Source organism: Undibacterium sp. WLHG33 (assembly GCF_049544815.1).
In the GTDB taxonomy this organism is placed as follows: domain Bacteria; phylum Pseudomonadota; class Gammaproteobacteria; order Burkholderiales; family Burkholderiaceae_D; genus Undibacterium.
The window spans coordinates 2,120,655-2,146,134 of sequence record NZ_CP186697.1; the positions used below are offsets into that span (position 1 = coordinate 2,120,655).

At 52.9% G+C, this 25,480-nt stretch carries 24 protein-coding genes; 13 read left to right on the top strand and 11 right to left on the bottom strand.

The features are described 5' to 3' along the window. Positions 1–204 precede the first annotated feature (204 nt). The 3 genes from ACOTSW_RS09710 (at position 205) to ACOTSW_RS09720 (ending at position 3,376) form a co-directional block, all read left to right on the top strand. Positions 205–963 (top strand): DUF1700 domain-containing protein, encoded by a 759-nt coding sequence (locus ACOTSW_RS09710; RefSeq protein WP_423678874.1) that lies wholly within the window; start codon positions 205–207, stop codon positions 961–963. Between the two features lie 76 nt (positions 964–1,039). Continuing rightward, entirely contained in the window at positions 1,040–1,864 is an 825-nt protein-coding gene (locus tag ACOTSW_RS09715) for a head GIN domain-containing protein (protein ID WP_423678875.1), read from the top strand. A 405-nt stretch (positions 1,865–2,269) separates the two neighbouring features. Continuing rightward, positions 2,270–3,376, top strand: coding sequence for a substrate-binding domain-containing protein (locus tag ACOTSW_RS09720; RefSeq protein ID WP_423678876.1), 1,107 nt, complete (start codon positions 2,270–2,272; stop codon positions 3,374–3,376). Positions 3,377–3,462: 86 nt separating this feature from the next. Here the strand turns inward: ACOTSW_RS09720 and ACOTSW_RS09725 are convergent, their stop codons facing one another. From ACOTSW_RS09725 to ACOTSW_RS09740, 4 genes are read right to left on the bottom strand one after another with little or no spacing between them, the layout of a single operon-like run. Continuing rightward, positions 3,463–4,737: a TolC family protein gene (locus tag ACOTSW_RS09725; RefSeq protein WP_423678877.1), complete on the bottom strand. Its 1,275-nt coding sequence runs from the start codon at positions 4,735–4,737 to the stop codon at positions 3,463–3,465. Further along, positions 4,734–5,057 carry a DUF3240 family protein gene (locus ACOTSW_RS09730; protein ID WP_423678878.1) on the bottom strand — a complete coding sequence of 108 codons (324 nt, stop codon included), beginning with the start codon at positions 5,055–5,057 and terminating at the stop codon, positions 4,734–4,736. The genes ACOTSW_RS09725 and ACOTSW_RS09730 overlap by 4 nt, the downstream gene beginning before the upstream one ends. Before the next feature lie 11 nt (positions 5,058–5,068). After that, on the bottom strand, positions 5,069–8,149 hold the full coding sequence (locus tag ACOTSW_RS09735; protein ID WP_423678879.1) for an efflux RND transporter permease subunit: 3,081 nt from the start codon (positions 8,147–8,149) through the stop codon (positions 5,069–5,071). After that, positions 8,149–9,339 carry an efflux RND transporter periplasmic adaptor subunit gene (locus ACOTSW_RS09740; protein WP_423678880.1) on the bottom strand — a complete coding sequence of 397 codons (1,191 nt, stop codon included), beginning with the start codon at positions 9,337–9,339 and terminating at the stop codon, positions 8,149–8,151. The genes ACOTSW_RS09735 and ACOTSW_RS09740 overlap by 1 nt, the downstream gene beginning before the upstream one ends. A gap of 112 nt (positions 9,340–9,451) precedes the next feature. Between ACOTSW_RS09740 and ACOTSW_RS09745 the strand changes: the two genes are divergently transcribed. The 7 genes from ACOTSW_RS09745 (at position 9,452) to ACOTSW_RS09775 (ending at position 15,141) form a co-directional block, all read left to right on the top strand. Further along, the gene (locus ACOTSW_RS09745) at positions 9,452–10,138 is read left to right on the top strand and encodes a response regulator (RefSeq protein WP_423678881.1); all 687 of its coding nucleotides are present in this window, start codon (positions 9,452–9,454) and stop codon (positions 10,136–10,138) included. Continuing rightward, positions 10,135–11,568: an ATP-binding protein gene (locus tag ACOTSW_RS09750; RefSeq protein ID WP_423678882.1), complete on the top strand. Its 1,434-nt coding sequence runs from the start codon at positions 10,135–10,137 to the stop codon at positions 11,566–11,568. Before ACOTSW_RS09745 ends, ACOTSW_RS09750 begins: the two co-directional genes overlap by 4 nt. 125 nt (positions 11,569–11,693) lie before the next feature. Then, a complete protein-coding gene (locus ACOTSW_RS09755) occupies positions 11,694–12,971 on the top strand; it encodes a TIGR03862 family flavoprotein (RefSeq protein ID WP_423678883.1) in 1,278 nt (425 codons plus the stop codon). A gap of 101 nt (positions 12,972–13,072) precedes the next feature. Further along, on the top strand, positions 13,073–13,399 hold the full coding sequence (locus tag ACOTSW_RS09760) for a PilZ domain-containing protein (RefSeq protein ID WP_423678884.1): 327 nt from the start codon (positions 13,073–13,075) through the stop codon (positions 13,397–13,399). Positions 13,400–13,498: 99 nt separating this feature from the next. Next, positions 13,499–13,996 (top strand): YbaK/EbsC family protein, encoded by a 498-nt coding sequence (locus ACOTSW_RS09765; protein WP_423678885.1) that lies wholly within the window; start codon positions 13,499–13,501, stop codon positions 13,994–13,996. Next, positions 13,993–14,199: a DUF1289 domain-containing protein gene (locus tag ACOTSW_RS09770; RefSeq protein WP_423678886.1), complete on the top strand. Its 207-nt coding sequence runs from the start codon at positions 13,993–13,995 to the stop codon at positions 14,197–14,199. The genes ACOTSW_RS09765 and ACOTSW_RS09770 overlap by 4 nt, the downstream gene beginning before the upstream one ends. A 21-nt stretch (positions 14,200–14,220) precedes the next feature. Further along, entirely contained in the window at positions 14,221–15,141 is a 921-nt protein-coding gene (locus ACOTSW_RS09775; protein WP_423678887.1) for an MBL fold metallo-hydrolase, read from the top strand. A 14-nt stretch (positions 15,142–15,155) separates the two neighbouring features. Here ACOTSW_RS09775 and ACOTSW_RS09780 read toward each other — a convergent pair whose 3' ends face one another. Together ACOTSW_RS09780 and ACOTSW_RS09785 are read right to left on the bottom strand one after the other, a co-directional pair. Beyond that, positions 15,156–16,010 (bottom strand): enoyl-CoA hydratase-related protein, encoded by an 855-nt coding sequence (locus tag ACOTSW_RS09780; protein WP_423678888.1) that lies wholly within the window; start codon positions 16,008–16,010, stop codon positions 15,156–15,158. Beyond that, complete coding sequence (locus ACOTSW_RS09785) at positions 16,007–16,666, bottom strand: TetR/AcrR family transcriptional regulator (protein WP_423678889.1); 660 nt, start codon at positions 16,664–16,666, stop codon at positions 16,007–16,009. Before ACOTSW_RS09785 ends, ACOTSW_RS09780 begins: the two co-directional genes overlap by 4 nt. Before the next feature lie 267 nt (positions 16,667–16,933). Here ACOTSW_RS09785 and ACOTSW_RS09790 point away from each other — a divergent pair, with 267 nt between their 5' ends. After that, entirely contained in the window at positions 16,934–17,911 is a 978-nt protein-coding gene (locus tag ACOTSW_RS09790) for an NAD(P)H-dependent flavin oxidoreductase (RefSeq protein WP_423678890.1), read from the top strand. Positions 17,912–18,112: 201 nt separating this feature from the next. After that, complete coding sequence (locus tag ACOTSW_RS09795; protein ID WP_423678891.1) at positions 18,113–19,171, top strand: carbonic anhydrase; 1,059 nt, start codon at positions 18,113–18,115, stop codon at positions 19,169–19,171. A gap of 276 nt (positions 19,172–19,447) precedes the next feature. On the opposite strand, the gene ACOTSW_RS09800 is transcribed toward ACOTSW_RS09795, so the two are convergent. After that, on the bottom strand, positions 19,448–19,591 hold the full coding sequence (locus ACOTSW_RS09800; RefSeq protein ID WP_423678892.1) for a hypothetical protein: 144 nt from the start codon (positions 19,589–19,591) through the stop codon (positions 19,448–19,450). Here ACOTSW_RS09800 and ACOTSW_RS09805 point away from each other — a divergent pair. Continuing rightward, positions 19,590–20,369 (top strand): EAL domain-containing protein, encoded by a 780-nt coding sequence (locus tag ACOTSW_RS09805; protein WP_423678893.1) that lies wholly within the window; start codon positions 19,590–19,592, stop codon positions 20,367–20,369. The genes ACOTSW_RS09800 and ACOTSW_RS09805 overlap by 2 nt on opposite strands. Before the next feature lie 161 nt (positions 20,370–20,530). Here ACOTSW_RS09805 and ACOTSW_RS09810 read toward each other — a convergent pair whose 3' ends face one another. From ACOTSW_RS09810 to ACOTSW_RS09825, 4 genes are all read right to left on the bottom strand, one after another. Continuing rightward, positions 20,531–20,989, bottom strand: a complete 459-nt coding sequence (locus ACOTSW_RS09810) for a cache domain-containing protein (RefSeq protein ID WP_423678894.1) — start codon at positions 20,987–20,989, stop codon at positions 20,531–20,533. 299 nt (positions 20,990–21,288) lie between these two features. Beyond that, the gene (locus tag ACOTSW_RS09815) at positions 21,289–23,541 is read right to left on the bottom strand and encodes a molybdopterin cofactor-binding domain-containing protein (RefSeq protein WP_423678895.1); all 2,253 of its coding nucleotides are present in this window, start codon (positions 23,539–23,541) and stop codon (positions 21,289–21,291) included. Between the two features lie 13 nt (positions 23,542–23,554). Continuing rightward, complete coding sequence (locus tag ACOTSW_RS09820; protein ID WP_423678896.1) at positions 23,555–24,013, bottom strand: (2Fe-2S)-binding protein; 459 nt, start codon at positions 24,011–24,013, stop codon at positions 23,555–23,557. Between the two features lie 205 nt (positions 24,014–24,218). Next, a complete protein-coding gene (locus tag ACOTSW_RS09825) occupies positions 24,219–25,466 on the bottom strand; it encodes a phenylacetate--CoA ligase family protein (RefSeq protein WP_423678897.1) in 1,248 nt (415 codons plus the stop codon). Between the last annotated feature and the right edge of the window lie 14 nt (positions 25,467–25,480).

Genomic DNA, 25,480 nt, shown 5'->3' on the forward strand with positions numbered 1-25,480 from the left:
TGCTTCCGCCGTTCACTCTGACGGCTGTTATTTTCAGCGTATTTTTTCTGACCGGCGTGACTATTTTTCACAATTCCGTCTGCCGTTTCTGCATTTCATTCCCGGCTTTTGACACGCTGTCGCATGGTCATCGTGTCTTGCAGAATAAATCCGTATTCTGCCTCCATCACATCCGGAATAAGAGATCACGGGAGGTAACTGAATATGACAAAAACTGATTACATGAATGCGCTCAGGCTGGCTTTGCAGGATTTGCCGGGAGATATTCAGGAAGAACTTTTGTGGAGCTACGAGGGAAAGTTTATTGACGGCATGGTAGCCGGCAAAAGCGAGCAGGAAATTATCTCTCAGTTACCCGCACCGGCGTTGGTTGCAAGTCAGCAAAAAGCGGCCATGCATTTCCGTCAGTTTAAAAGCAAGGTCAGCGTCGGTAACCTTGCCCGCTTGATCGTCGCCTTATTAGGACTGGCGATTTTTAACCTGCTGATGCTGATTCCCGCGATTGTTTGCTTCGCTATGTTAAGCAGTGCTTTTGTTATGGCATTGTTTTTTTATATTTTCGGTATTTTGCTGACCGCCGGCGGTATTTCAGGTGTCGATGAATTACATATTTATGATGCTCCGCATCGTGTCACTGTCGGGCACTCACCGACGCTTGATAACGGTCAGATAAAGAGGCCGGCGGAGCTGGAGATTTCAGCATCAGGGATAGAGGCGAATGGTCAATCTGTTCCAGAGGGTGGACACCAGGCTGGACGGACGCGGGTCGCAGAACCACTTGATATTCACATCCGCCTTGGTAAACAACAGGGCCTTTACGATGTATTGAAAGGCATCGTCATGATCATAGGATCGATCTTGTTGCTGATGCTGAGTATGTTTCTGAGCAGACTCAGTTTCCGTGGGTTCAGACAATATCTGCGTTGGAATTTTTCCCAGCTCAGACTGACGCCGGTGGCCTGAACTACTGCGACATCTGCTCAATATTATTGATCAATCGCGCGTCACAATTAACCTTAACGACTGAAAGGAATTCCCAATGAAACTGATACTTCGCACCGGAGCGGTCATGCTGGTGCTGGCAATCATCCTGACTGCCGTGTCCGCTATGTTCATGAAAGCGCATGCAGCCGTCATAATGACAGAGGCTGCTGCCGGTCATTTTTTTTCAGGGGACAGCAACGATAACCGCCCGGTGACAGCGCAGGTGACGCAGGTAGTGTTAAGTGGCCCGGTTGATTTATTGCTTCAATCCTCAACGGTACCATCTTTATCGGTGAAAGGCGATCCTAAACTGGCTTCACGGGTGACCACCAGGGTGGACGGCAATACTCTCTACATTGCGACGCGCGGCATTTTCATCTCGTTAGGTAAGTCCGAAGCTATCAGGGTGGAACTGAATTTACCTGTGTTGGAGAAATTGCAGTTATCCGGCAGCGGTGACGCGAATGTTAAAGGCTTTAAGGGAAAGCGGCTGGAGTTCAGCATGCGCGGTTCTGGTGATCTGTTGTTTGATGGTGATTTCAGCCAGATACTGGGAGCGATGAGCGGTAGCGGCGACGCCAATTTATCACTCTCCAATGCCGAGCAGCTTACCTTAACTATGCGGGGATCGGGTGATGCAATTCTCAAAGGTCAGAGTAATGTGCTCAACGTCAGAATGTCGGGCTCAGGGGATTTGTACGCGGAAGCGTTGAAAGTCAAACGGGCACTCATCGAATCCAGCGGCTCTGCAGACAGCAAGATTTTCGCGACAGAAGAAGTGAACGCGCGTCTGACGGGTAGCGGTGATTTGTCTGTAACCGGAAATCCCTTGCGGCGGCATGCTGAACGACTGGGCTCAGGTGACATCATCTGGCAGTAAAAGTTGAAAACATCCGAAAAGTGTTGCAAATTCAACTCAAAAATTGCCTTCTTTTAGTGCAAAACAAAATTTTGATTGGTGCATTGAATTTTACGTAATTCAAAATATTGTTTAGTTGCCTATATGAAAAATTAAATTGTATTTCGTGGAACTTGGTGTTGAAACTCTATTTATCTGGAAAAAATTTCTGCAATAATCGTTTCGGAAATGTAAATATTTGTTTCAATTTAATTGATGCGACAACAAGTAATACAGGAGCCTGACATCTCACGATTGTTTCTTCGCGCAAGAGCAGTTGTTGTGTTGAGTTTTGTATGATCTTCGTTGTTGCCATCCGGAAAAGATGAAATGTCCAGCTGCGTAATAATTGCGCAGTGTCGTTTTTAACCTGACCAACCAAGAACCATGACTGCTAAGCTAAGTAAATGCCTGACCGTGTTGTTTGTTGTGTTTAGTTTCATCACTGGCGCGACAGCCCAAGAGAACCCTGTGCAATTCATGAGCCGTGCCAATGCGAAAGTGGCCCGCGCCGCAGCATTGAAAAATCGCTGGGAAGGCCCGGCAGATGGCCCCCGGATTCACAAGAAAAAGAAAATTATTTTTATCGCTGGCGATATGAGTGATGCTGCGATTGCCGGGGTTTTTCACGGTGTCCGTGAAGCCGGTGCGGCGGGTGCCTGGGAAATTTTATCGATCGATTGCCGCGGCCGCTGTAATCAGGGCGCAGCCATTATTTCTCAGGCAATTGATATGAAAGCAGACGGCATTATTCTGGCGGGTGTCGATGCTGCGACACAGACCAAAGGAATTGCTGCTGCGGCGAAAGCAAAAGTGCCTGTCGTTGGTTGGCATGCTTCGGTCAAGAGTGGCCCTACCGATGGTTTATTCACGAATATCACGTCGAACCCGAAAGAAGCTGCGCAAGTGGCGGCCTTATTTACGGTTGTTGAGTCAAACAGCAAAGCCGGTATTGTTGTGTTCACCGATTCCGGTAATCCTTACTTGGCGGCAAAATCGGCGGCGATGATAGAAACGATCAAGCAATGTGATGGCTGCCGTATTCTGAGTGTGGAAGATGTGCCACTTAGTGACGCCTATCTGAAAATGAAAGGCGTGGTGGAAAATCTGGTCAAACGTCACGGCACCAAATGGACACATGTGATGGCCGTGAATGACTTTTACTTTGATTTGCTGGATGCATCCAGTATCGCACCATTGGTGGCCTCCAATAAACTCAGCGGTATTTCTGCCGGAGATGGTTCTGCGACTGCTTACCGCCGTATCCGTAGTAAAGGAATACAAAGTGGCAGCGTTCCTGAGCCTCTGACTATGCATGCATGGCAACTGGTGGATGAGCTTAACCGGGCATTTTCAGATCAGCCGCCGAGCGGTTTTGTCACACCGGTACATCTGGTGACATCGCAAAATATCGCCTATGACGGTGGCGAGAAAAATACTTTTGATCCTGCCAATGACTATCGCAGTCATTATCAGCATATCTGGGGGAAATAAGCCGCAGATACAGAGGCGCAGTTTCCTTTGTAAATGAAAAAAGGCAGCCGGGGCTGCCTTTTTTTATGCTGCATTTTTTTCTGATATCAGTCAATCGCCCATAACTTGTGGGCATCCAGTTCCAGGCGGGCGTGGGCGAACAAAGCATCGATTTGTGCGGCTTCGGCGGCGAGTGTCGCATCAATCGCATTGCGACGGATTTGCAGCGTATCGCTGAGGGAAACCTCGCCCAGTTTATACGCCGTCAGCGCGGTTGCCGCCTGCGCCTGACTTTGCTGCTGTACCGCGTACATGGTTTTCCAGATGTGATACAGCTTCTGACTTTCCGATACTACACGCTGCGCCTCGCGCGTTACTTTGAGTCGCGTGAACTGGTATTTTTCTTCTGCCATTTTCGATTTCAGTGCCGCGGCACTGGCATCTGCTTTGCGTGCCGTGCCTGATAATGGAATGGAGATACTGATGCCGTAGATACGTTCCTGTCCGCTGCGTTCGCGTGCTGCACGGATACCGACGGTCGGATCCGGCATCGTTTCGGCAGCAACGCGCGATGCCTGCAATTTTGACAGCGCCGCTTCTGCTTCGGCCAGTTCCAGTTCATGATTGTCGTCGAGAATCTGATGCAGCCAGTCAGTCTGACTTTGTTCCGTATTCAGTGGCACCGGCAATTGTGGCAGGTCGATGATTTGTAATCCTGAATACAAAGTTGCCAGCGCCTGCTTCTGCTGTTCTTCACGCAGCTGTGCCTGCTGTAATTGCGCCTCTACCCGTTTTGCTTCGGTATCGGCCAGCATCAGTTCGAGTCTGGCGGCATCACCTGCTTTCACCCGTTTTTCTGCCATACTGCGCAGTTGTGAGGTGATATTGGCTTGTTCCTGCAGACGCTGGCGATAGGCAACAGTGCGCAAGGTATCGAACCAGTCATTAAGCAAGCTGCGACCTGCCTCATGCCAACTGTCGGCATACGCAAGTTGTGCCAGATCGACGGTTTTGTCGCCGATCGCGGCATCTTTACTGGCCTTACCAAACCAGCGCACGGGGCGTTCTATGGCAATTTCCTGATCGCGCAAACTGTCACCGCTTTGTTCGGTACGACGTGCCTGCGATACCCGCATGACCCATTCGTGACTACCCGCTTCCAGGCGTTGCTTGCTGGCTTGTGCCAGTTCTTTATTCAGCGCACCGGAACGCAATTGCGGTAAATTTTCCAGCGTTTTCCGCACCACTTGCTCCGGTGGCAGAACGGCGGCGATATCTGCCGGCGTTGCAGCTGGCAGCGCATTAGTGGCTCCGGCGATTGCTGAATAGCTGGCGATACCGATCAGAGCCAGACGTATGGCAGTAGCTAAGATGTGATTCATGACAGTCTCCCGAATTGCAAAACGGGGGTAATCCAGTAACTGATGTCCTGGCTTTTAATTTCCAGCGACAATTCCTTTAACAGCTGGCGCAGTTTTTCCTGCTCGCCGACGACCAGGAACAGCTTGCGTTTGCAGCGCCCCTGCACTTGTTCCATGGAGCTCAGCAGGTTCGCGCCTTGCCCCATGCCTTGTGCTGCGACGATAGTGAAGCCGCTCGCCAACGCAGGGCGGAGTAATAAGAAGTCAGCAACCTCGTCTTCGAGTGTGACCGGGATCGCCAGATTCAGCAGGGCGTCCATGATTTTTTCAGATTGAGTCATGCCATATCCGTTCAGTTTTGCTTAGCGCGCTTGTCGGCAGGAATGCCGAAACGCTGAAACAGTATCGGTAACAGGATCAGGGTCAGCAGTGTGGCGGACACCAGACCACCGATCACCACGATCGCCAGCGGTTTCTGAATTTCAGAACCGGGGCCGGTCGCCATCAGCAGGGGAATCAGGCCAAAACCGGTGATGCTGGCGGTCATCATGACCGGGCGGAAGCGGCGTAATGCCCCTTCAGAAACCACTTCTTTGAGGGCAATACCGCGCGCCACCAGTTGATTGAAATAGCTGATCATGACCAGACCATTGAGCACCGCAATCCCCATCAGCGCAATGAAGCCGACCGATGCCGGTACCGAAAGATATTCGCCAGTGATGGCCAGCGCAATCACGCCACCCAGCAACGCAAACGGGATATTCACGAATACCAGCAAAGCCTGACGTATGCTGTGCAGGGTAGTAAACAGCAACAGGAAAATCAGTGCCAGTGCGACCGGTACCACAACCGTCAGGCGCGCAGCTGCCCGTTGCTGATTTTCAAATTGCCCGCCCCAGCTCAGGCGATAGCCAGCTGGCAACTTCACCTGTTGCGCCACCTTTGCTTTCGCTTCATCGACGAAGCTGACCAGATCGCGATCACGGACATTGGCTCGGACGACAGTCAGACGGGAAGAATTTTCGCGTTCGACTTTGACCGGCCCTTCAACCGTGCGCAGACTGGCAACTTGTGACAACGGGATAGACAAATTGTCGGTTACTGGCAGACGCAGTTGCTGGAACAGTGACGGTGAAATCTGCATCTGATCGCTGCCCCGTATCAGTAAAGGCAGGCGCTGCCCTTCCTGTATCACAACACCGCTGATCTTACCTTCCACCAGGGTACGCAAGTCATTTTGTATCTGTTCGACACTCAGACCTAAACGGCCTGCGGCTTCGCGGTTAATATCGACTTGCAGGTACTGCACGCCTTCATTTTTGACGCTGAGTACATCCTGACTGCCGCTGATACCCGAGACGACTTTCACGATCTGTTCTGCCAGCCCACCCAGAATCTGAGTATTCGGGCCATAAATTTTAATCGCCAGATCACCGCGCACACCGGACAACATTTCTGAGGTACGCATTTCAATAGGCTGGGTGAAACTGAAGTTCACACCGGAAAATTCTGCTGTGACCTTCCGTAACTGATCGATCAGTTCGTCTTTGCTGTTGACCTTCCAGCTGGCGCGCGGTTTCAGGACCAGAAAGGTATCGGTCTCGTTGAGCCCCATCGGGTCCAGTCCAAGTTCATCGGAACCGGCGCGGGCGACAATGCTGGTCACTTCCGGTACTTTTTCCAGAATACGCTGTTGTACCGCCATGTCGATGCGGGCGGATTCCTGCAGATTGATCGAAGGCAGTTTTTCTATCTGCATAATGATGTCGCCTTCGTCCAGCGTCGGCATGAATGATTTACCGATGAACGGAAACAGACAGGCGGTCAGCAGCAGGGCGGCAACAGAGGCAATGGCGACTTTGCGTCCGTTCGCCAGCGCTTTTGTGAGTATCGCGCGGTATGCCGCTTCCAGTTTCTGTACCAGTTTAGGTGAGCCGCTGTGACCGTCTTTCAGCAGGAAAGAGGACAGCACAGGAATCACCGTCAGCGACAAAATTAATGACGATGCCAGTGCAAAAATAATCGTCAGCGCGACTGGTATAAATAGTTTTCCTTCCAGCCCCTGTAACGATAACAGTGGCAGAAACACGATCATAATCACCAGCATACCGGCGGTTACCGGCACCGCGACTTCCTTCACTGCGCGATAAATCACATGCAGCCGGCCCAGTTTAGGCTGACCGTGATTGCCGCTGTGCGCTTCAATATTCTCGACCACGACAACTGCGGCATCGACCAGCATACCAATCGCGATTGCCAGTCCGCCCAGCGACATCAGATTGGCAGTCAGTCCGAAATTTTGCATCAGCAGGAAAGTACCGAGTGCCGATAAAGGCAGGATGCAGGCTACGACCAGTGCCGAGCGTACGTTACCGAGGAACAGATACAGCAACACAACGACCAGGATGGTTGCTTCAGCGAGTGCTTTGGTGACCGTCGAGACTGCGCGTTCGACCAGATTACCGCGGTCATAAAAAGGCTTGATACTGGTGCCGGCCGGCAGCGTCTGATTGATCGTGACCAGGCGTTCGCGGATATGATCAACAACCTGTTGCGCATTCGCGCCGCGCATCGCCAGTACCAGCGCTTCTACCGCTTCACCTTTACCGTCTTTCGTGACAGTACCGTAGCGCGTCAGCTGGCCTATCCTGACCTGTGCCACATCGCCGACTTTAATCGATATACCATCTCTTTGCGCAATCGCAATCGCCCTGACATCGTCGAGTGTGCGTATATTGCCATCACTGCGCACCAGTAATGATTCTTCACCCGACGACAGACGCCCGGCACCGTCGTTACGGTTATTTGTCTCCAGTGCTGTCTGTAACTGCGCCAGTGAGATACCGCGTGCAATCAGCGCGTCGGGATCCGGGACGATCTCAAAACTCTTGACCATGCCGCCGAGCGAATTCACATCTGCGACACCGGCGATATTACGCAGCTGCGGACGTATCGTCCATTCCAGCAGACTGCGCTTTTCCATCAGCGACAACGGACCTTCGATGGTGAACATGAAAATTTCACCGAGCGGCGTGGTGATCGGTGCCAGACCGCCGCTGACAGATGCCGGCAGATCTTTCATTACATTGCTGAGGCGCTCGCTGACTTGCTGGCGGGCCCAGAACACATCGGTGCCATCCTGAAAATCGAGTGTGATATCGGCAATCGCATATTTGGATTGTGAGCGCAGTATGGCTTGCTTTGGAATACCCAGCAATTCCTGTTCTATCGGCGCGACAATACGTGCTTCGATTTCTTCCGGTGTCATGCCCGGCGCTTTCATGATCAGCTTGACCTGCGTCGTGGACACGTCCGGAAACGCGTCGATAGGTAAGCCCTTAAAGGCCTGATAACCGGCCGCGATCATCAGTATGCTGGCAACGATGATCAGCAGGCGCTGAGCGAGTGAAAATGCAATCAGTCGGGATAACATTATTGAGCTCCGCCTTCATCCGCACCAAGTCCGGCACGTGCGCCTTTGAGCTGAATAATGCCCTGAGTAGCAACCTGGCTGCCGGCTTGCAGTTTCGGATTACTGCTGACCCAGGCATGTTGCCCGACGGTGCTTAACAGCTTGACTTTGACCGCTTCAAATCCCTGCGCATTTTTGACAAACACATAGTGTTCATTTTTGCTCTGGATCAGGGCTTTGGCAGGTACCCCGATGCTATTGACCGGTATCACGCCACTCTGGTGGCGCGCATCGACAAACTGATTGAGTTTCAGACATGGATTGCCATCGATGACCTGTGTGCGTATCAGTGTGGTCTGGTTACCACTCTGAATCTGAGAAGAAATCGCGGTGACTTTGGCACTGGCGCAGTTATTCACCTGTATCAGATCGCCGACACGGATGCTGGATGCCTGCTGTGCCGATGCCTGCAATTCGACCCAGAACGCGCCGTCTTTGCTGATGCTTGCGATTGGTGTTCCGGCTTCTATCCGCTGACCCGGCTTGACATTAATTTCCGTCAGTATGCCGTTCGTGTTGGCGCTGATCCGGACTACCGGAGTCAGGTTCTGATTGCTGAGTAACTGACGAATCTGGGTCTCGCCCATACCCGCGCTGCGCAGCGCCTGATAGCGCTCTCTGGCGGCGACATCGGCCTGTACCGCCGCGGCACGACTGTCTTGCAGACGGCTTTGGGCGATGATGCCTTCATTAAATAAGCCTTCATCCCGTTCGCGTTTTTCTTTCGCCAGTCTGGACTGGGTGGCGAGTTGTACGTATTCGCGCTGCATCTCCATCAGTTGCTGACTGAAGATAGAGACAATCGGGTTACCGCTGCGTATCGGCTGCATAGACTGGTGCTGCACTTCCTGTACAACGCCGCTGACTGTACTGCTGATCATGCTGACCGCATTGGGCGGGGCCACGACCGTACCGGATAAATGCTGACCTTCGGTCGCACTTGTTTTGCTATCGCTTTTGGCGGTATCTGCTGCGATCGCCGCTTCGGTTTTAATCCCTGCCCGCAACAGCTGCTCATTGGTCAGTTTAATCTGGTTACTGGTTTCTGCGACTGCAGCGCCGCTGCTTAACAGCGCTGATAAAGTACAGAGAATCAGTTGTTTGCGGACGCCGCTGCGGTGTTGCATTTGTCGTTCTTTCTTGATCATCATGATGTACCCTTGGCTTGAATAGACGTATTCTGGAATGAATATCTTAAGAACTCCTTAACAACTCGCCGTTACAATGAATCCGACAGTTACAGGAGGCAATAGGAGGCATGCGGTGCGCATATTATTAGTGGAAGATGATCCTCAGTTAGGGCGGGCGACGCAGATCGGTCTGGATCAGTCCGGTTATGCTGTTGACTGGGTGCAGACAGCGGACAGTGCCTTATCGGCGGTAAAGACCCATGAATATGCATGTATTCTGCTCGATCTCGGCTTGCCTCAGGTTGATGGTATGGTTGTTCTCACGCGGCTGCGGGCGTCCGGATTTGCCGGAGCGATACTGATCGTCACGGCACGTGAACAGATTGCTGACCGTGTTGCAGGGCTTGATGCCGGCGCCGATGACTTTATTATAAAACCTTTCGATCTTGATGAGCTCGCGGCGCGCATCCGTTCTGCATCCCGCCGTAGTGGCGGCCGTACCCGCGAAGTGATTCATCATGGTGACATTGTGATGGATATTGCTGCCCGTTCAGTCATGCTTAAAGGTGTTCCTGTTGTCCTCACTGCCAAGGAGTTCCGGGTATTGCTGATATTGTTTGAACATATGGGACGGGTCCTCACCCGCGAACAATTGGAAGAGACGCTGTATAGCTGGGGTGAAGAAATCGAGAGTAATGCGATACAGGTACATATTCATCATCTGCGCAAAAAACTCGGTAAGCATCTGATCCGTACGATACATGCTGTCGGTTATGTGATCGATAAGCCGGGGGCGGGCGGCACTGAGGAACAGCAATGAATATAAGAATGCCCGCGCGCTGGTCTTTACGCCGCACTTTGCTGGCGCTGGTACTGACGCTGACAGTCAGCATCTGGTGTTTCAGTGCAGTGGTTGTGTATCTGGATGCGGATACCGAAAGCCGCGAACTTTTCGATCAGTCATTATCCGAAACCGGACATCTGTTGCTGGCACTGGCCGATCATGAACTCGAAGAACATGTGGACACGGCAGCACCAACGCTGACCGAAGTACACGATGGCAAGCACAGCAAATATCTGTTGTTTCAGATCTGGGACGGAGGCCACCGGCTGATCTACCGCAGCGCCGGTGCGCCGGAAACGGCGTTCACCTCCGTATCGCCGGACAGCGATAATCAGTTTGGCTGGATAAGCATGGGCGGGCAGGAGTGGCGCACCTACAGCAGCTGGAATGCACGTCAGAATATGCAGATACAAGTGGCAGAACCCAGCAGTCACCGCAAGGAGATCAGTGGCCGCTTTGCGTATAAATTAATGTTGTTCGCCTTGTTGGTGGTACCTCTGCTTATCATTGGTCTGTGGTGGAGTGTGAATCGCGTCTTCCGTAGTCTGCAAACCGTCGCGAACGAGGTTTCTCAGCGTATGCCGGGTGATTTGCATCAGTTGAACCTGCGTGGGGCACCGACAGAAATTCACCCTTTGCTGCATGCGATTAACCGATTGTTTGAACGCGTCAGCCAGACGCTGGAACGAGAACAACGATTTACTGCCGATGCGGCACATGAGCTGCGCACGCCGCTGGCTGCCATCAAAACCAATCTGCAAGTCATTCAGCGCGCACGTAACGATGATGAGCGAGCCGAGGCCGCAGCGGGCTTAGGCTCCAGCGTTGATCGTGCGACCCGGCTGGTCGGGCAATTGATGACGCTGGCAAAGCTGGAGCCGCCCTATGACAAAAATCTGGTGTTGCAGGAAACCGATGTGGCACATTTGCTTCAGCCTCAGATGACGGAATGGCAGAAGCAGGCTGAAAAAGCACAGATCAGCTTGACTGCAGATCTGCAGTCCGGCATCGCCCTGTTACATGCGGAAAGCATACTGATTTTATTCCGCAATCTGATGGACAATGCCCTGCGCTATACGCCGGCGGGCGGGCGCGTGCAGGTTACCTGCGGACTGGCAGAACAGGGCATGAGTCTCTGTATTGCCGACAATGGTGCTGGCATACCGGCAGAGATGCGTGAACAGGTATTTCAGCGTTTCGTGCGCTTATCCGACGCAACGATTCCGGGCAGTGGTCTGGGCTTGTCTATCGTCAAAAGCATCGCCGACAGTCACCATGCGACGCTGCGTCTGGCGGAGGGGCTCGATGGCCGGGGCTTAAGTGTGACACTGCTGTTTCCCTTAGCCGCTGCAGCAGCCGGATCTGCAACAGCGGTCACATCACAAGCAGCATCGCAGCAAACATAAGCGTTCGTGCTGCCCGCACACTAATCGTGTTCGCGCAGGCATATCCGGCGTAAAATGTCGCCCCGTTCTACTTTTTATGCGTCGCGGTGTCTGTCTCTAAGACGCCGCGCCTGTTCTGCCCATTCATGTCAATCAGATCTGCTCCTCCTTCCACCAGTTCAACCACCAGCAAGCGGACACCTCATGTGATTGTGATCGGTGGTGGTCCTGCAGGTCTGATGGCGGCAGAAACGCTGTCGCAGTGCGGTGTGCAAGTGGATCTGTATGACGCCATGCCGTCGGTGGGACGCAAATTTTTGCTGGCGGGTAAGGGCGGCATGAACCTGACCCATTCAGAAGAATTTTCTGCGTTTATCCAGCGTTACGGCAGCCGTGCCGCCGATTTGCAGCCACTCTTGCAAGCGTTTGATGCGCAGGCGTTACGCACCTGGGCGCAAGGGCTGGGTGTAGAGACTTTTGTCGGTAGTTCCGGCCGGGTGTTTCCTGTGGATATGAAAGCCGCACCTTTGCTGCGCGCATGGTTGCATCGCTTACGTGAACAGGGCGTGCGGTTTCACATGCGCCATCGCTGGACAGGCTGGGGCGATGCGCCGCAGTCCTTGCGTTTTCAGACGCCTGAGGGTGATTTGAATGTCAGCGCCGATGCAGTGGTACTGGCGCTGGGCGGTGCCAGCTGGGCGCGGCTGGGGTCTGATGGCGCCTGGGTGCCATTATTGCAGCAACGTGGCGTTGAGATTGCAGCTTTGCAGCCGGCCAATTGCGGCTTTGATGTGCCGTGGACAGATTTTCTGAAAAACAAATTTGCCGGTCAGCCTTTGCTGACGGTGGCTGCCCGTGTCCATGATGCCGATGTATCCACCGCCATGCGCAAAGGGCAATTCGTGATCACGACCGGCGGTGTTGAAGGCAGCCTGATTTACGCCTTGTCTGCAGCCTTGCGCGAGCAGATCAATCGTCGCGGGCATGCGGTGCTGGAACTCGATCTGCTGCCCGATACAAGTGCTGAGCGTGTGCTGAGCGAAGTCAGCGCTGGGCGCGGTTCACGCTCATTATCGAGTCATTTGCAGAGCAAGCTCGGGCTCGATGCATTGAAAATCGCCTTACTGCATGAAGTGTTGAGCAAAGAGCAAATGCAACAGGCAGACGTTCTTGCCAGCGCCATTAAACAGCTGCCACTGCGCCTTATTTCACCGCGTCCGATTGATGAAGCCATCAGCACTGCCGGTGGCGTTCGTTTTGAGGCGCTGGATGACAGCGCCATGCTGCGTACCTGTCCCGGTGTTTTCTGCGCCGGTGAAATGCTCGATTGGGAAGCACCGACCGGCGGTTATCTGCTGACCGCCTGTTTCGCCAGTGGTCGCCATGCTGCGCAGGCGGCGTTGCGATATCTCAGCACCCGCTAATACCCTTGTCATTAACAAGGGCGTCGCCAGCTTCTTTCTGATTCATTGTTACAATTCAAAATCATTTCCCAATAGTAATTTTTATATCAGCTGCATTTTTTATGAGTGAAGCCAGAAATACCCCGCGCCTTGTTGTCTCCTGGCGGGCTGCAATTCAAGTTGTTCCAGGTCGTATCGTTCCTGCCAAAGTGGTCAATTTTTCTGCTGCCGGCATACAGTTACAGACAGGCGTGATGCTGAAAGAAAAACAGACGTATCAGATGATGATGGAAGTGCCCAGCACCAAAGATGCATCCAACCGTACCCAGGTCGTCTGCAAAGCGAGTTGCGTGTACACGATACTGAGTGGCGATGCTTATCGTGCCGGTCTGAAGTGCATCGATTATCCGCCCGAACACCGCCATTTACTGGAGAGCTGGGGCGGCTGACAGATTACCCTTGCAACGCATTTCTGCGCGTATACCCGGCAACAGCATTGCCGCTGTGTTATAAACATGGCGTGTGAATGACAGAATTTTTCAGAACCGATGACTATGAGTACAGAGACTTCTCTTCCGGATAGCGCCCAGCGTGTTGCCGGCTTGTTACGCGAATTAGGCCATGATCAGCCGGTCGTGATGTTGCCCGAAAGTGGCAGAACATCCGCCGAAGCGGCAGCCGGATTAGGCTGCAGCGTTGCCGAGATTGCCAAATCTATCGTTTTTCGCCGGGTTGCTGATGATGCTGCGGTGATGGTGGTTGCCAGTGGCAGCAATCGGGTTGACGAGAAAAAAGTGGCTGCAATCGTCGGGCCGCTGGCGAAAGCCGATGCCCGTTTTGTCCGCGAAAAAATCGGTTATGCGATTGGCGGCGTGTGCCCCGTCGGTCATCTGCAAAAAAGCGTGATGCTGATCGATCAGGATTTATTGCAATACCCCAAAGTCTGGGCGGCGGCTGGTCATCCGCATGCGGTATTCAGCCTGACTCCGCAACAATTGCTCGCCATGACCGCCGCACCGGTGGCCGATATCGCTTTGCAAGCATGAGTATTCTGTACGATTACGATCCGGATGCCGCCAGGCCTGAGCAGGCAGTTCCCTCGCCATGCGTCGGTGTTTGCCGCATGGATGAAAAAAATGCCTGGTGTGCCGGTTGCTTTCGCACGTTGGACGAGCTGGCCGGCTGGAGCACCGCCAGCACTACGGTCAAACTGCAGATCTGGCGCCGGGTGAAAGAACGGATGTTTTAAGCCTGCCAGGGAGAGAGTTATATGCCAGACAAGCTGATGCAACTTCCTGTCACTATGCTTGTATTTGAGCGCGGCTGGCTGTCGTCGAACAATATCCTGTTCATGGATGATGATGCGGCCGCGCTGATTGACAGTGGCTACGTGACTCATGCACCGCAAACGCTGGCGTTGTTACAGCATGCTTTGCAAGGGCGCGCACTCGATTTGCTGGTCAATACTCATTTACATTCAGATCATTGCGGCGGCAATGCCTTGCTGCAGCAGACTTACGACTGCCGCACCCTGATTCCCGTTGCCGATATGCCAGCAGTGGCAGCGTGGGATGAGGAGGCACTCACCTACGCCGCAACCGGCCAGCAGTGCGCGCCTTTTCGTTTTGACGGCAGTATCGCGGATGGTGATCAGCTGCGTCTGGGCGGGCTGGACTGGCAGGTAATGGCGGCACCCGGCCATGATCCGCATTCGATGATTCTGTATTGCCCGCAAGAAGGCATACTGATTTCTGCCGACGCATTGTGGGAAAACGGCTTTGGTGTGATTTTTCCTGAGCTCGAAGGTGAATCCGGCTTTGCTGAGCAGGCGGCTATTTTGCAAACCATCAGCGAACTCGATGTGCGGCTGGTGATACCGGGTCATGGTGCGCCATTCTCCGATGTGCAGGGAGCTTTGGAACGCGCCCGTCAGCGGCTGGATTATCTGAGCGCCGACCCGCAGCGTAATGCCCGCAATGCGCTGAAAGTCCTGCTGGCGTTTATTTTGCTCGACACGCAAAAGCTGCACCTGGATCAGGCATTATTGCAATTTAACAGCAACCGTCTGATGCGTTCTGCCGCCCGTCAGCTAGCCATGCCTGCGCAGGAATTGCTGCAACAGATCGCCGCCGAGCTGGTGCGTGCCGGCGTCGCCCGCCTGGAAGACGGACTGTTGCTCAATAATCGCTAAGATCTGAAGCTGACTTATTTCAACTGATAGTTCGCTTCTGTGAATGGATGCAGCGGTGCCAGATCACCAAATTGCGTCGCGCGTCCCTGCTGTTTTGCCATAAACGCCTCCATCAGATTTGCACTTTGCCAGATACCCGATTGCAGCCAGCCCATTTGTTGCAAGGCATCGTGGGTAGAATGATCGCGGGCATAATGTATCGCCTGCTTGCTGCCCCAGATCGCGACCGGTGGCTTTTCAGTAATTTCTTTCGCCATTTGCTGCGCAGCTTCCAGCATCGCTTCCTGCGTATCAAACACCTCGTTTACGAGCCCCACCGCCTGCGCGCGCTGGGCTGGTAAACGGCGTCCGGTGTACGCCATTTCATGCACGATACCTTCCGGGATCAGTTTCGGCAGGCGTTGCAACGTACCCAGATCGGCGGTCATGCCGATATTGATTTCCTGTATGCAGAAGAATGCGTCTTTGCTGGCAAGGCGGATATCGCTGGCGCAGATCAGATCGACACCTCCACCGATACAGCCGCCCTGAATGGCGGTGATGACAGGCATACGCAATTGCTCGATCAGGTTGAATGACTGATGCATATCCTGCAGCACCAGTGCAATATTGGCGCGGCCAATTGCATTGTTATCATCCAGCGTGATGCCGTTACCGGAAAACACATCCAGTGCCATGCCCGCAGTGAAATGCTTACCAGTGGATGAAATAATCAGCACTCGCGCCGACGCTTCTCGCTGTAATTGTTGCAGTATCTCGACCAGCTCGCGGAAAAAAACCGGTTGCATGGTATTGAGGCTGTCGGGGCGATTAAAGCGCAGATGGGCGATTTTCTGATCGATGCTGAAGTCAAAACACTGATAAGTCATAAGAGTTCCTTGTTTGAAGGCTGGGGAGATTGCAGAGAAATCAAAACGGCACTTACAGCAGACTGGAACAGCGCATCAGCATGTTCCTGTTTCAGATAAAACCCTTTCAGTTCCAGGCTGATGACGCCATGCATGGCAGCCCATAACAGACGCGCCGCAGCACTGGGGCTGGATGGCGGCAGGCTACCGGTTTGCATGCAGTGTTCAAATTCGTCTATCAGCGGCGTGAACGATTCCCATGCGGCCTGGCGCGATTCCGGCGGCGGCACAAAACCGGCAATCGCATCGCCAAACATCACCATGTAATAGCTGGGATAACGGCGCGCAAACGCATGATAATTATTCGCATACAGCCATAAGCGCTGTATGCCACGGACTTTCTTTTCTACGGGGAGCGTCGCTTCGTATGCCAGAAATTCCTGCTTAAAGCGCTCAAATCCTTCCAGATACAGCGCATTGGATAAACCGTCCTTGCCACCGAAAATCGAATACAGCAAGGTCGTCGAGCAATTCACCGCTTCGGCTACTTTACGCACCGTCAGCGCGGCAGCGCCTTCGGTTTGCAGCAAATGACTGGCGGCATCCAGCATTCCTTCGCGCAGCGAATGGCGCAGGGCTTCCTGACTCTGGCGGAAATCAACAACTTTCGGTTTCATCGGTATCACTTAATAGCGAATGGGCTTGCTTCTGAGTTGGTTCACGCTGATGCTTGTGAATAACAACGTTTTTTCTGATAACATCATATCAGGCTTATAAAAAAATACCAAAAATAGGACTAGCGCAAAACCGCCCCAGCGGCGTTATGGCTCCTGGCCGTACTATTCGTACTGTCTTCGTCGCCATGCCTTGCCGGCGCAACTTTGTGCCAGTCCTACAAAAAGCAGCAACATATCCACCACGATCTGCTCAACGGAGACCACAGCATGACCAGTACATCTCATCTGCCGAAAGCCTTACAAAATCTGGCTTTACCTGTTATCGCCTCGCCGATGTTTATCGCCAGCGGCCCTAAGCTGGTTGCCGCACAATGTAAAGCGGGTATCGTCGGCTCGTTCCCCGCGCTGAACGCCCGTCCGGCAGAATTGCTTGATACCTGGCTGACTGATCTGCAAAACGAACTGGCTGCCTACAAAGCAGCGAATCCTGATGCGAAAGTTGGCCCGATTGCTGTGAATCAGATCGTGCATCAGTCGAATGACAGGCTCGCGCATGATGTCGAAGTCTGCGTCAAGCATCAGGTTCCTATCATCATTTCGTCACTGCGCGCGCCGCCGAAAGAGATGCTCGATGCGATACACAGCTATGGCGGCATCGTTCTGCATGATGTGATTTCTATTCGTCACGCCCAGAAAGCGCTGGAAGCCGGTGTCGATGGCCTGATTCTGGTGGCGGCCGGTGCTGGTGGTCATGCCGGTGGTTTGTCACCGTTCGCGCTGGTTGGTGAAGTGCGTAAGTTCTTCAAGGGACCGGTTGCATTGTCCGGTTCGATTGCGACCGGCGACGCGATTCTGGCAGCGCAGGCGATGGGCGCGGATTTCGCTTATATCGGTTCACGCTGGCTGGCAACGCAGGAATCGAATGTCGATGATGCTTATCGTCAGGCGATCATCGAGTCGAACGCGGCGGACATTATCTACACCAATCTGTTCACCGGTGTGCACGGCAACTACCTCAGAAAATCCATCGTTGCGGCCGGGCTCGACCCCGATAATCTGCCGGTATCAGATAAATCCAAAATGAATTTCGGTTCCGGTGGTAACAGCAGTGCGAAAGCCTGGCGCGACATCTGGGGCGCTGGTCAGGGGGTCGGTATGATGGACGATGCCCCCAGCGTTGCCGAAGTCGTACAACGCCTGAGCGCCGAGTATCAGGCTGCAAAAGCACGCCTGCTGGCGCTGTAACGCGGTCATCCGGTCACACCAGGCAGATTGCCGTCTGCCTGTTGTGGCGCAGGTGTTGCAGTTGTGGAGGCTCTGGCGGCTGTGGCGGATTGTTAAATTGCCTGAGGGAATTCAAGTTTAAACAGCATGGGCCGTAAACAGACTATCCTGACCTGATACCGTCTAATTATGCGCCGCTGCTCTGCTCTCCTGATTTCCCTGATGCTTGCGATCTCCGCTCAGGCGAATGACGCATCAACACCTCCGTCCAAGCCGATCAAACAGGCATCCGCTTCTGCCAAAGAAGAAGTGTCCGCGCCGAAGGAAAAAGAAAAAGAGACGCGCAAATCTTCCAAAGAAAAAGAGTCGAAAGAAAGCAAAGACGCTGCCAAAGATACCATGGCTGCTGATGAGCTGGCGGTCAAAATTGCAGAACGTCTCGCCCTTTTGCGTAAAGAAAAAGACGATGTGGCACGTGCCTCAACCCGCGCCGTTGTTCGTTCTCCAGCGTATGTCGCGCCTGCCAGAAAAGTCACGCCAACCAAACCAAAAGAAGGAAACGAAACCGGTTCTTCAGCGATTATCGCCGCGATGGGCGGACATGGCGCCTTGCACTGGAGTTATGACGGTGAAGGCGGGCCGGCTAACTGGGGTAAGCTCAATCCGGCAAACGCGAAATGCGATAGTGGCGAGCGCCAGTCTCCAATCGACATCCGTGACGGTATCCGGGTTGACCTCGAACCGATCGCTTTTGATTACAAACCGTCTGGTTTCAGCGTGATTGATAATGGCCATACGATACAGGTGAATGTGGCGGCGGGTAATTACATCAGCATCATGGGCCGCAATTATGAATTACAGCAATTCCATTTCCATAAGCCATCCGAAGAACGTGTCAATGGCCGGAGTTTTGACATGGTCGTGCATTTGATGCACAAAGACGCCGACGGTAAACTGGCGGTGGTCGCCGTATTGTTAGAACGCGGCAAAGCGCAAAACATCGTGCAACAGATCTGGAACAATCTCCCGCTGGAAAAAAACCAGGCGCTGGCTGCACCAACCGCAATCGATATTAATCAGCTCTTGCCAGAGAAGCGCGATTACTACACTTATATGGGCTCGCTCACCACGCCACCTTGCAGCGAAGACGTATTGTGGATGGTGATGAAAGAAGCCGTGGAAATGTCGTCTGAGCAGATCGCGATTTTTGGTCGTCTGTATCCGATGAATGCCCGCCCGCTGCAAAAAACGGCAGGCCGCCTGATTAAAGAATCGCGCTGAAATCAGCATACTCCCCCCTTATTTTAGATAAAACGCCTTTACCTCATTAAGAATAAAGGGCTCTAAAATATACTGGGGGGAGTATATTTAGTGCCGTCCCGCATGTTTCAACTGATAAGCGGGTGGCGGTGGCACCGTTCATGTTCATATCTTTCCCGCCCGGATCCCGTCCATGATGCTCATTTTTAAACCGCGGTCCGCATGCGCAGACCACTGGAACAAGTAAAGCGTGCATGCTACGAATGCTTATTGATGGTGCTCTGCTGAACCCCGTCTTCAAGAACTGGTGTAAGCGGTCTGATTGCCTTGCATGACGGCAGCGCTGAATCGAAGTACCACATTAGCAGTACCATATGGCATCAACGCATTTATCGCCTGATTGTTGCTTTGCCCTTTCTCCAGAAATAATAGGTTAAACATGAATTTGCCTCCTCTTAAGCAGAGTAACTCGACGCCAATTGGTTGCCAGAAATGTAAAGAAGATCAGAAACTCGGCTTCGACATTGCTTTTGCTTACCAGCCCATCGTGAATCTGAGCACCCGCACGATCTTTGCCCACGAGGCGCTGGTGCGCGGGCCGAATGGCGAGTCGGCGTTTTCGGTGTTGTCTCAGGTGACCGATGAAAATCGCTATTCTTTCGATCAGGCATGCCGGGTAGAAGCGATACGGGGCGCAGCAGAACTCGGCATACAGGAATACTTGTCGATCAATTTTCTGCCGAACGCGGTCTATCAGCCCGCGGCCTGCATACGCAGCACGTTTGAAGCAGCGCGGCGCTATCAGTTTCCTATTGAACGCATCATTTTTGAAGTGACAGAAGGTGAGCGCGTGGATGACAGACCGCATCTGGTCAATATTTTCCGTGAATATAGCCGCTTTGGTTGCCGCACCGCCATCGACGATTTCGGTGCTGGTTATGCCGGCCTGAATCTGTTGTCTGAATACCAGCCGGATATTGTGAAGATTGACATGGAGCTGATTCGCGATATTGATACCAGCAAACCTAAGCAAGTGATCGTGAACGGTATCGTGGCGATCTGCGCAGGTCTGAATGTGCGGGTGTTGGCTGAAGGGATAGAAACCAGGGCAGAGCGGGATTTCCTGCGCGCTGCCGGCATCGAATTAATGCAGGGATATTTATTTTGTAAGCCGGCATTCCGGGCGATAGGCGAGATTGATCCTACGGCCTGGGATTAACATTGTTTGCTGCTGATCCGGTTCGTGATCTGATTTGCAGCCACCTGGAAAAAAAGAAGCGGATCGATAAAAAACGGCGCATGACTCAGAGAGTCGATGCGCCGTTTCTTTTTATCTCATCAGCGTTTTACCGCGCGCGAAATATCACCACAAAGATTGGCTTATTTATAAACGCCGCAAGCGAAAACCAGGTCGCCGGCTTTTTCATAATAAGTGGATTTCTGTTCGATTGCCTTGGTAGTCGGATTTGGCCATTTGTAGTCAACCCAGCCTTTGCCCTTGCTTGCAACACCTGCCAATACTTCTTCAATAAATGCCTTGTTATCGACATCACGCAGACTACGCAAATCTTTGCCGACCAGACGCGCATTCGCGCCATGCGCAATTGCTTTGCCGTTCAGTTCAGCAACCCAGATATACAAGTCACGATCAACGAAACTGCCTTTAGGATTATTGAATTCAGCCAGTGCTTTTTCCTGACCATTCGCCTTCAGATAGGCAATCGCTTTTTTAACCAGCGCTTCCGCCTCTTGCGGTGTTCCATGTTCTGCTGCCATGACTGAGTGGCTGATGAACAAAGAAAAAATAGCAAAGTTAAAAAATTTCAATAATGAACGCATAAACTTGTCTCCGGTTTTGAAAATATAAAAATTATTTTTATTTAAAACGCTGTGCTTGTCATCGCGAGCAACAGCGCATGGATGATCTTACTTCATGTCTCGTTGTTATGGCTCTTTTTTTTCCTGATCAATATCAGATTTTAGTAAAGTAAATATGTCACCGGATGGAACTGAATTTAACGTTCAAGGTGTTGGTGATTTCACATAGAAAACGGCGCATCGCTGAGTCAGACGATGCGCCGTTTTTTTGCAGAAATCAGGCGTCGATGCGGTCCGCCTGATATTGATGGAAGTATGCTTTATGCGAGTTTAAAAGGCAGTTCGCGTAAGCGTTTTCCATTCAGGCGTGCCAGTGCATTCGCAAATGCCGGTGCGAGCGGAGGCAGTCCAGGTTCACCCATGCCTGTCGGTGCATCGGCGCTTGGCACGATATGCACGGCAACTTTTGGCATGTCGGTAATCCGTGGTACGACATAATCACCGAAATTACTTTGTTCAACCACGCCGTCTTTGAGTGTGATTGCTGCACCCGGCAGACACATGGACAAGCCCATTAACGCGCCACCCTGTACCTGTGCTTCCACGCTTTTAGGATTGACGGCCAGATTGCAATGCACGCCAGCAGTGGCGGTCAGCAGTTTCGGCACACCGTTTTTGATCGTGGCAGTAACAACATAGGCCACCACGGATTCAAATGATTCATGTACCGCAACGCCCCAGGCCTGACCAGCGGGCAACTTCTTTTTACCATAGCCGGATTTTTCCACCGCCATCTGCAGCGCTGCCTCGTGACGCGGATGTTTGCCTGCCATCAGTTTCAGGCGATAGGCGACCGGGTCTTGTTTTGTGGTGGCAGCGATTTCGTCGATCAGGGTTTCCATTACAAATGCAGTGTGGGTTGAACCGACGCTGCGCCACCACAATACAGGCACATTCTGTTTAGGATGATGCACGGTCAGGCGCATCGGCATGGTGTACGGTTCTTTCATGCCTTCAACCGCGGTGCCATCGATACCGTCTTTGATCATCATGGATTCAAACAGGGTACCGGCAACGATCGATTGTCCGACGATCACATGATCCCAGCCGAGGATATTACCGTTGGCATCAAAGCCCAGATGCGCGGTGTGCAGATGCGCAGGACGGTAGTAGCCGCCTTTGACGTCGTCTTCGCGGCTCCATAAAGTGCGTACGGGTGCTGTCAGACCTGCGCTCTGTGCGGCCTTGGCAACCTGACAGGCTTCGCTGACATAATCGCTGGTGGTGACGCCACGACGACCGAAGCCACCACCTGCCATCAGCGTATGCACCAGCACTTTTTCAGGGGCGATACCGAGTATTTTTGCTGCCGCCAGACCATCGAAACCCGGCATTTGCGTGCCTGTCCACACTTCAGCGCTGTCGCCTTTAATCGCGACGGTGCAGTTCAGCGGCTCCATCGGCGTGTGTGCCAGATAAGGAAAAACGAATTCTGCTTTGATCTGATGCGGCGCGGTTGCCAGCGCAGAAATATCGTCTTTGTATTTCTGATTGCCGGCTTGTTTTGCCAGCGCTTTGTAACTTGCTAATTGCGCCACGCTGTCGACTTTTTCAACTGCGCTGGTATCCCATTCTATTTTCAGCGCATCGCGGCCTTGCTTTGCGGGCCAGTAGCCATTCGCAATGATGGCGACAGATTCGCCACCACGGTCGGCCGGAATACGCAACACTGCCTGCACACCTTTAATTGCTTTGGCTGCACTGTCATCGACAGATTTTATTTTTGCGCCGAAGACGGGTGGGCGGGCGATCAGTGCCGTCAGCATACCTGGCAGATGGACGTCAATACCGTAATCCTGTGTGCCGGTGGACTTGGCTCTCGCATCCAGACGACCGACAGGTTTGCCTATCAGCCGGAATTGTTTCGGGTCTTTCAGTGTCACGGTTTCCGGTACGGCCTGTTGCATCGCTGCTTCAGCGAGTTCGCCGTAGCTGAGTTTTTTACCGCCTGGGCCGATGACGACACCGTTTTCAGTGACCAGACGAGCCGCATCGACTTTCCATTGTGCTGCAGCGGCATTGACCAGCATTGCTTTAGTACGGGCGCCGAGTTCGCGGTACTGGGTGTATGAATGTTTGATCGAAGTTGAGCCACCGGTCAGATGAATACCATAGGCCGGGTCTGCATAAGCCGGGTTATTAGTACCGTGGATGCTGCGTACTTTCGACCAGTCGGCGTCGAGTTCTTCTGCCAGAATCAACGGCAGACCGGTTTGCACGCCCTGACCAAAATCGAGACGATTAATGGTGACGGTGACGATGCCATTTTTGTCTATGCTGACAAAAGCGCCGGGTTGCTGCGTCGGTTTCAGTGTGCTGGCCGCCTGTGTTGCTGCGTCTGTCTTATTATCAGCTGCGCATGCCAGCAATGGATAACAACCGAGCGCAAAGCCGGAAGCGCCGGCCATTTTCAGGAAAGTACGGCGCGGTAAATTGTCACTTGTCGCCTGGTTTTTTTCTGTGAGTGCCAGTAAGTGTTTCGGCAATTCCAGCTGGTGAGATTCAAAATGCATGGTCTTCTCCTGATTAAGCCAGCATGCTGGCAGCATCGTGAATCGCAGCGCGAATACGCACATACGTGCCGCAGCGGCAGATATTACCTGCCATGGCTGCATCAATATCAGCGTCCGCCGGCTTTTTATTGGCTTTGAGCAGAGCGGTGGCGCTCATGATCTGACCGCTCTGGCAGTAGCCACACTGTGCGACATCATGTTTGATCCATGCTGCCTGCACCGCCTTGCCTACCTTATCGTTGGCTATGGCTTCAATTGTCGTGATTTTTTGTCCGGCGACAGCAGATACCGGTGTTACACAAGAACGGGTCGCCTGTCCATTAACGTGGACGGTGCAAGCGCCGCACAGTGCCTGACCGCAACCGAATTTCGTGCCTGTCAGACCCAGTGCGTCACGTAATGCCCACAATACGGGCGTGGATGGATCAACGTCCACCTGATGTTGTTTGCTATTAATATCGAGCGTCGTCATGGAATGTGTCTCCGGCCAGTTGATGGTAGGGAATGTGAAAACGGGCAAAAAAGCGTTCCGTGCGGATGCGCTTTGGGGTGCACTATAGAATATTTTCAACTTTTCTGCGCGGGAGTGAAAAAAAGGGCGCCATTCAGCGCCCAGTACAGGTGAACAATCGGTGTTGTGAGTCTTAAGTCCTGCGTCATCAGCAGTTCAAAGCACCTCATTCATAGCGACGTGTATCGTCGATGACTTTGCCATCATTCGGCAGACTGCCTGCTGCGACAAACAGCACCTCGCCACGCAATTTGGTCACATCGCGCAGACTGGCGACGATACTGGCTTGCAGTGCGTCGCTGTCATCGGCTGCTTCGCAATGGAGGGTCATCACATCGTTTGCCATCTCACCGCTGACGACCAAACGCGCCTTTTGCACTTGCGGATGGCGTTTCACAACTTCCGCGATCTGCGACGGATGAACGAACATGCCTTTGACTTTGGTGGTCTGATCGGCACGTCCCATCCAGCCCTTAATACGTTGATTGGTGCGGCCACAGGGTGAAATGCCGGGCAGGATCGCTGACATATCGCCGGTGGCGAAACGTATCAGCGGGTAATCCGGGTTGAACGAAGTCACGACAATTTCACCGACTTCACCTTCAGCGACCGGATCGCCGGTGCCAGGACGTACGATTTCGAGAATGATCTCTTCATCCAGCACCATACCGGGATTGAGCACACCATCGCTCATGGTTTCATAGGCGATATTGCCGATATCGGCGCTGGCATACATCTGTAAGACATGCGGCACGCCGTGATCTTTCAGCCATTGGCGCAATGAAGGCGGTAAAGCTTCTGCACCGACCAGCGCTTTTTTGATACTGGAAATATCGGTACCGCTGTCGATGGCTTTTTCCAGAATGATTTTTAAAAAACTCGGGGTACCGATATATGCATCCGGACGTAATGCCGCCATCGCCTGCACCTGCATTTCTGTCTGGCCTATGCCCGCCGGAATCACGGTGCAGCCGAGTCTGGTAGCCGCGCTTTCGACCATGAATGCCGCAGGTGTGAAATGATAGGAAAAGCAATTCTGTATCAGATCACCGCTGCGTAAGCCTGCTGCATACATAGGTCGTGCAAAGCGCCACCAGTCCGTCGATGTTCCCTCAGGATCAAAAATCGGGCCGGGTGACATAAAAATCCGGCCGAGTGCGCGAGGCTCTGTCGTTGTCAGGCCACCGAATGGCAACTGTTGCTGCTGCAAGGTTTTGAGGTCGGACTTCCGTGTAACAGGTAACTGCGCGAGTGCCTGCCGTGAGTTGATATCATTTGCCGGCACATCTTTCAGTATCGCTGCCCATCCTGCGGCAGTCTTTGCCTGTGCAATCAATGAAGGCAGCCGCTGCATCAGCGCCTGCTCGCGGCTGTGCGGGGTGCGGGTTTCCAGCGCGTCCAGATATTCCATCATGACGTTCTCTTTGT

Bases quoted from the DNA above. Each gene is read 5' to 3' on its own strand.
- ACOTSW_RS09720 (WP_423678876.1), top strand. From the start codon at position 2,270: ATGACTGCTAAGCTAAGTAAATGCCTGACCGTGTTGTTTGTTGTGTTT.
- ACOTSW_RS09710 (WP_423678874.1), top strand. From the start codon at position 205: ATGACAAAAACTGATTACATGAATGCGCTCAGGCTGGCTTTGCAGGAT.
- ACOTSW_RS09780 (WP_423678888.1), bottom strand. From the start codon at position 16,010: ATGACTTATCAGTGTTTTGACTTCAGCATCGATCAGAAAATCGCCCAT.
- ACOTSW_RS09715 (WP_423678875.1), top strand. From the start codon at position 1,040: ATGAAACTGATACTTCGCACCGGAGCGGTCATGCTGGTGCTGGCAATC.
- ACOTSW_RS09775 (WP_423678887.1), top strand. From the start codon at position 14,221: ATGCCAGACAAGCTGATGCAACTTCCTGTCACTATGCTTGTATTTGAG.
- ACOTSW_RS09730 (WP_423678878.1), bottom strand. From the start codon at position 5,057: ATGACTCAATCTGAAAAAATCATGGACGCCCTGCTGAATCTGGCGATC.
- ACOTSW_RS09765 (WP_423678885.1), top strand. From the start codon at position 13,499: ATGACTATGAGTACAGAGACTTCTCTTCCGGATAGCGCCCAGCGTGTT.
- ACOTSW_RS09820 (WP_423678896.1), bottom strand. From the start codon at position 24,013: ATGACGACGCTCGATATTAATAGCAAACAACATCAGGTGGACGTTGAT.
- ACOTSW_RS09760 (WP_423678884.1), top strand. From the start codon at position 13,073: ATGAGTGAAGCCAGAAATACCCCGCGCCTTGTTGTCTCCTGGCGGGCT.
- ACOTSW_RS09790 (WP_423678890.1), top strand. From the start codon at position 16,934: ATGACCAGTACATCTCATCTGCCGAAAGCCTTACAAAATCTGGCTTTA.
- ACOTSW_RS09785 (WP_423678889.1), bottom strand. From the start codon at position 16,666: ATGAAACCGAAAGTTGTTGATTTCCGCCAGAGTCAGGAAGCCCTGCGC.
- ACOTSW_RS09750 (WP_423678882.1), top strand. From the start codon at position 10,135: ATGAATATAAGAATGCCCGCGCGCTGGTCTTTACGCCGCACTTTGCTG.
- ACOTSW_RS09800 (WP_423678892.1), bottom strand. From the start codon at position 19,591: ATGTTTAACCTATTATTTCTGGAGAAAGGGCAAAGCAACAATCAGGCG.
- ACOTSW_RS09795 (WP_423678891.1), top strand. From the start codon at position 18,113: ATGCTTGCGATCTCCGCTCAGGCGAATGACGCATCAACACCTCCGTCC.
- ACOTSW_RS09815 (WP_423678895.1), bottom strand. From the start codon at position 23,541: ATGCATTTTGAATCTCACCAGCTGGAATTGCCGAAACACTTACTGGCA.
- ACOTSW_RS09770 (WP_423678886.1), top strand. From the start codon at position 13,993: ATGAGTATTCTGTACGATTACGATCCGGATGCCGCCAGGCCTGAGCAG.
- ACOTSW_RS09725 (WP_423678877.1), bottom strand. From the start codon at position 4,737: ATGAATCACATCTTAGCTACTGCCATACGTCTGGCTCTGATCGGTATC.
- ACOTSW_RS09810 (WP_423678894.1), bottom strand. From the start codon at position 20,989: ATGCGTTCATTATTGAAATTTTTTAACTTTGCTATTTTTTCTTTGTTC.
- ACOTSW_RS09805 (WP_423678893.1), top strand. From the start codon at position 19,590: ATGAATTTGCCTCCTCTTAAGCAGAGTAACTCGACGCCAATTGGTTGC.
- ACOTSW_RS09825 (WP_423678897.1), bottom strand. From the start codon at position 25,466: ATGATGGAATATCTGGACGCGCTGGAAACCCGCACCCCGCACAGCCGC.
- ACOTSW_RS09735 (WP_423678879.1), bottom strand. From the start codon at position 8,149: ATGTTATCCCGACTGATTGCATTTTCACTCGCTCAGCGCCTGCTGATC.
- ACOTSW_RS09740 (WP_423678880.1), bottom strand. From the start codon at position 9,339: ATGATGATCAAGAAAGAACGACAAATGCAACACCGCAGCGGCGTCCGC.
- ACOTSW_RS09755 (WP_423678883.1), top strand. From the start codon at position 11,694: ATGTCAATCAGATCTGCTCCTCCTTCCACCAGTTCAACCACCAGCAAG.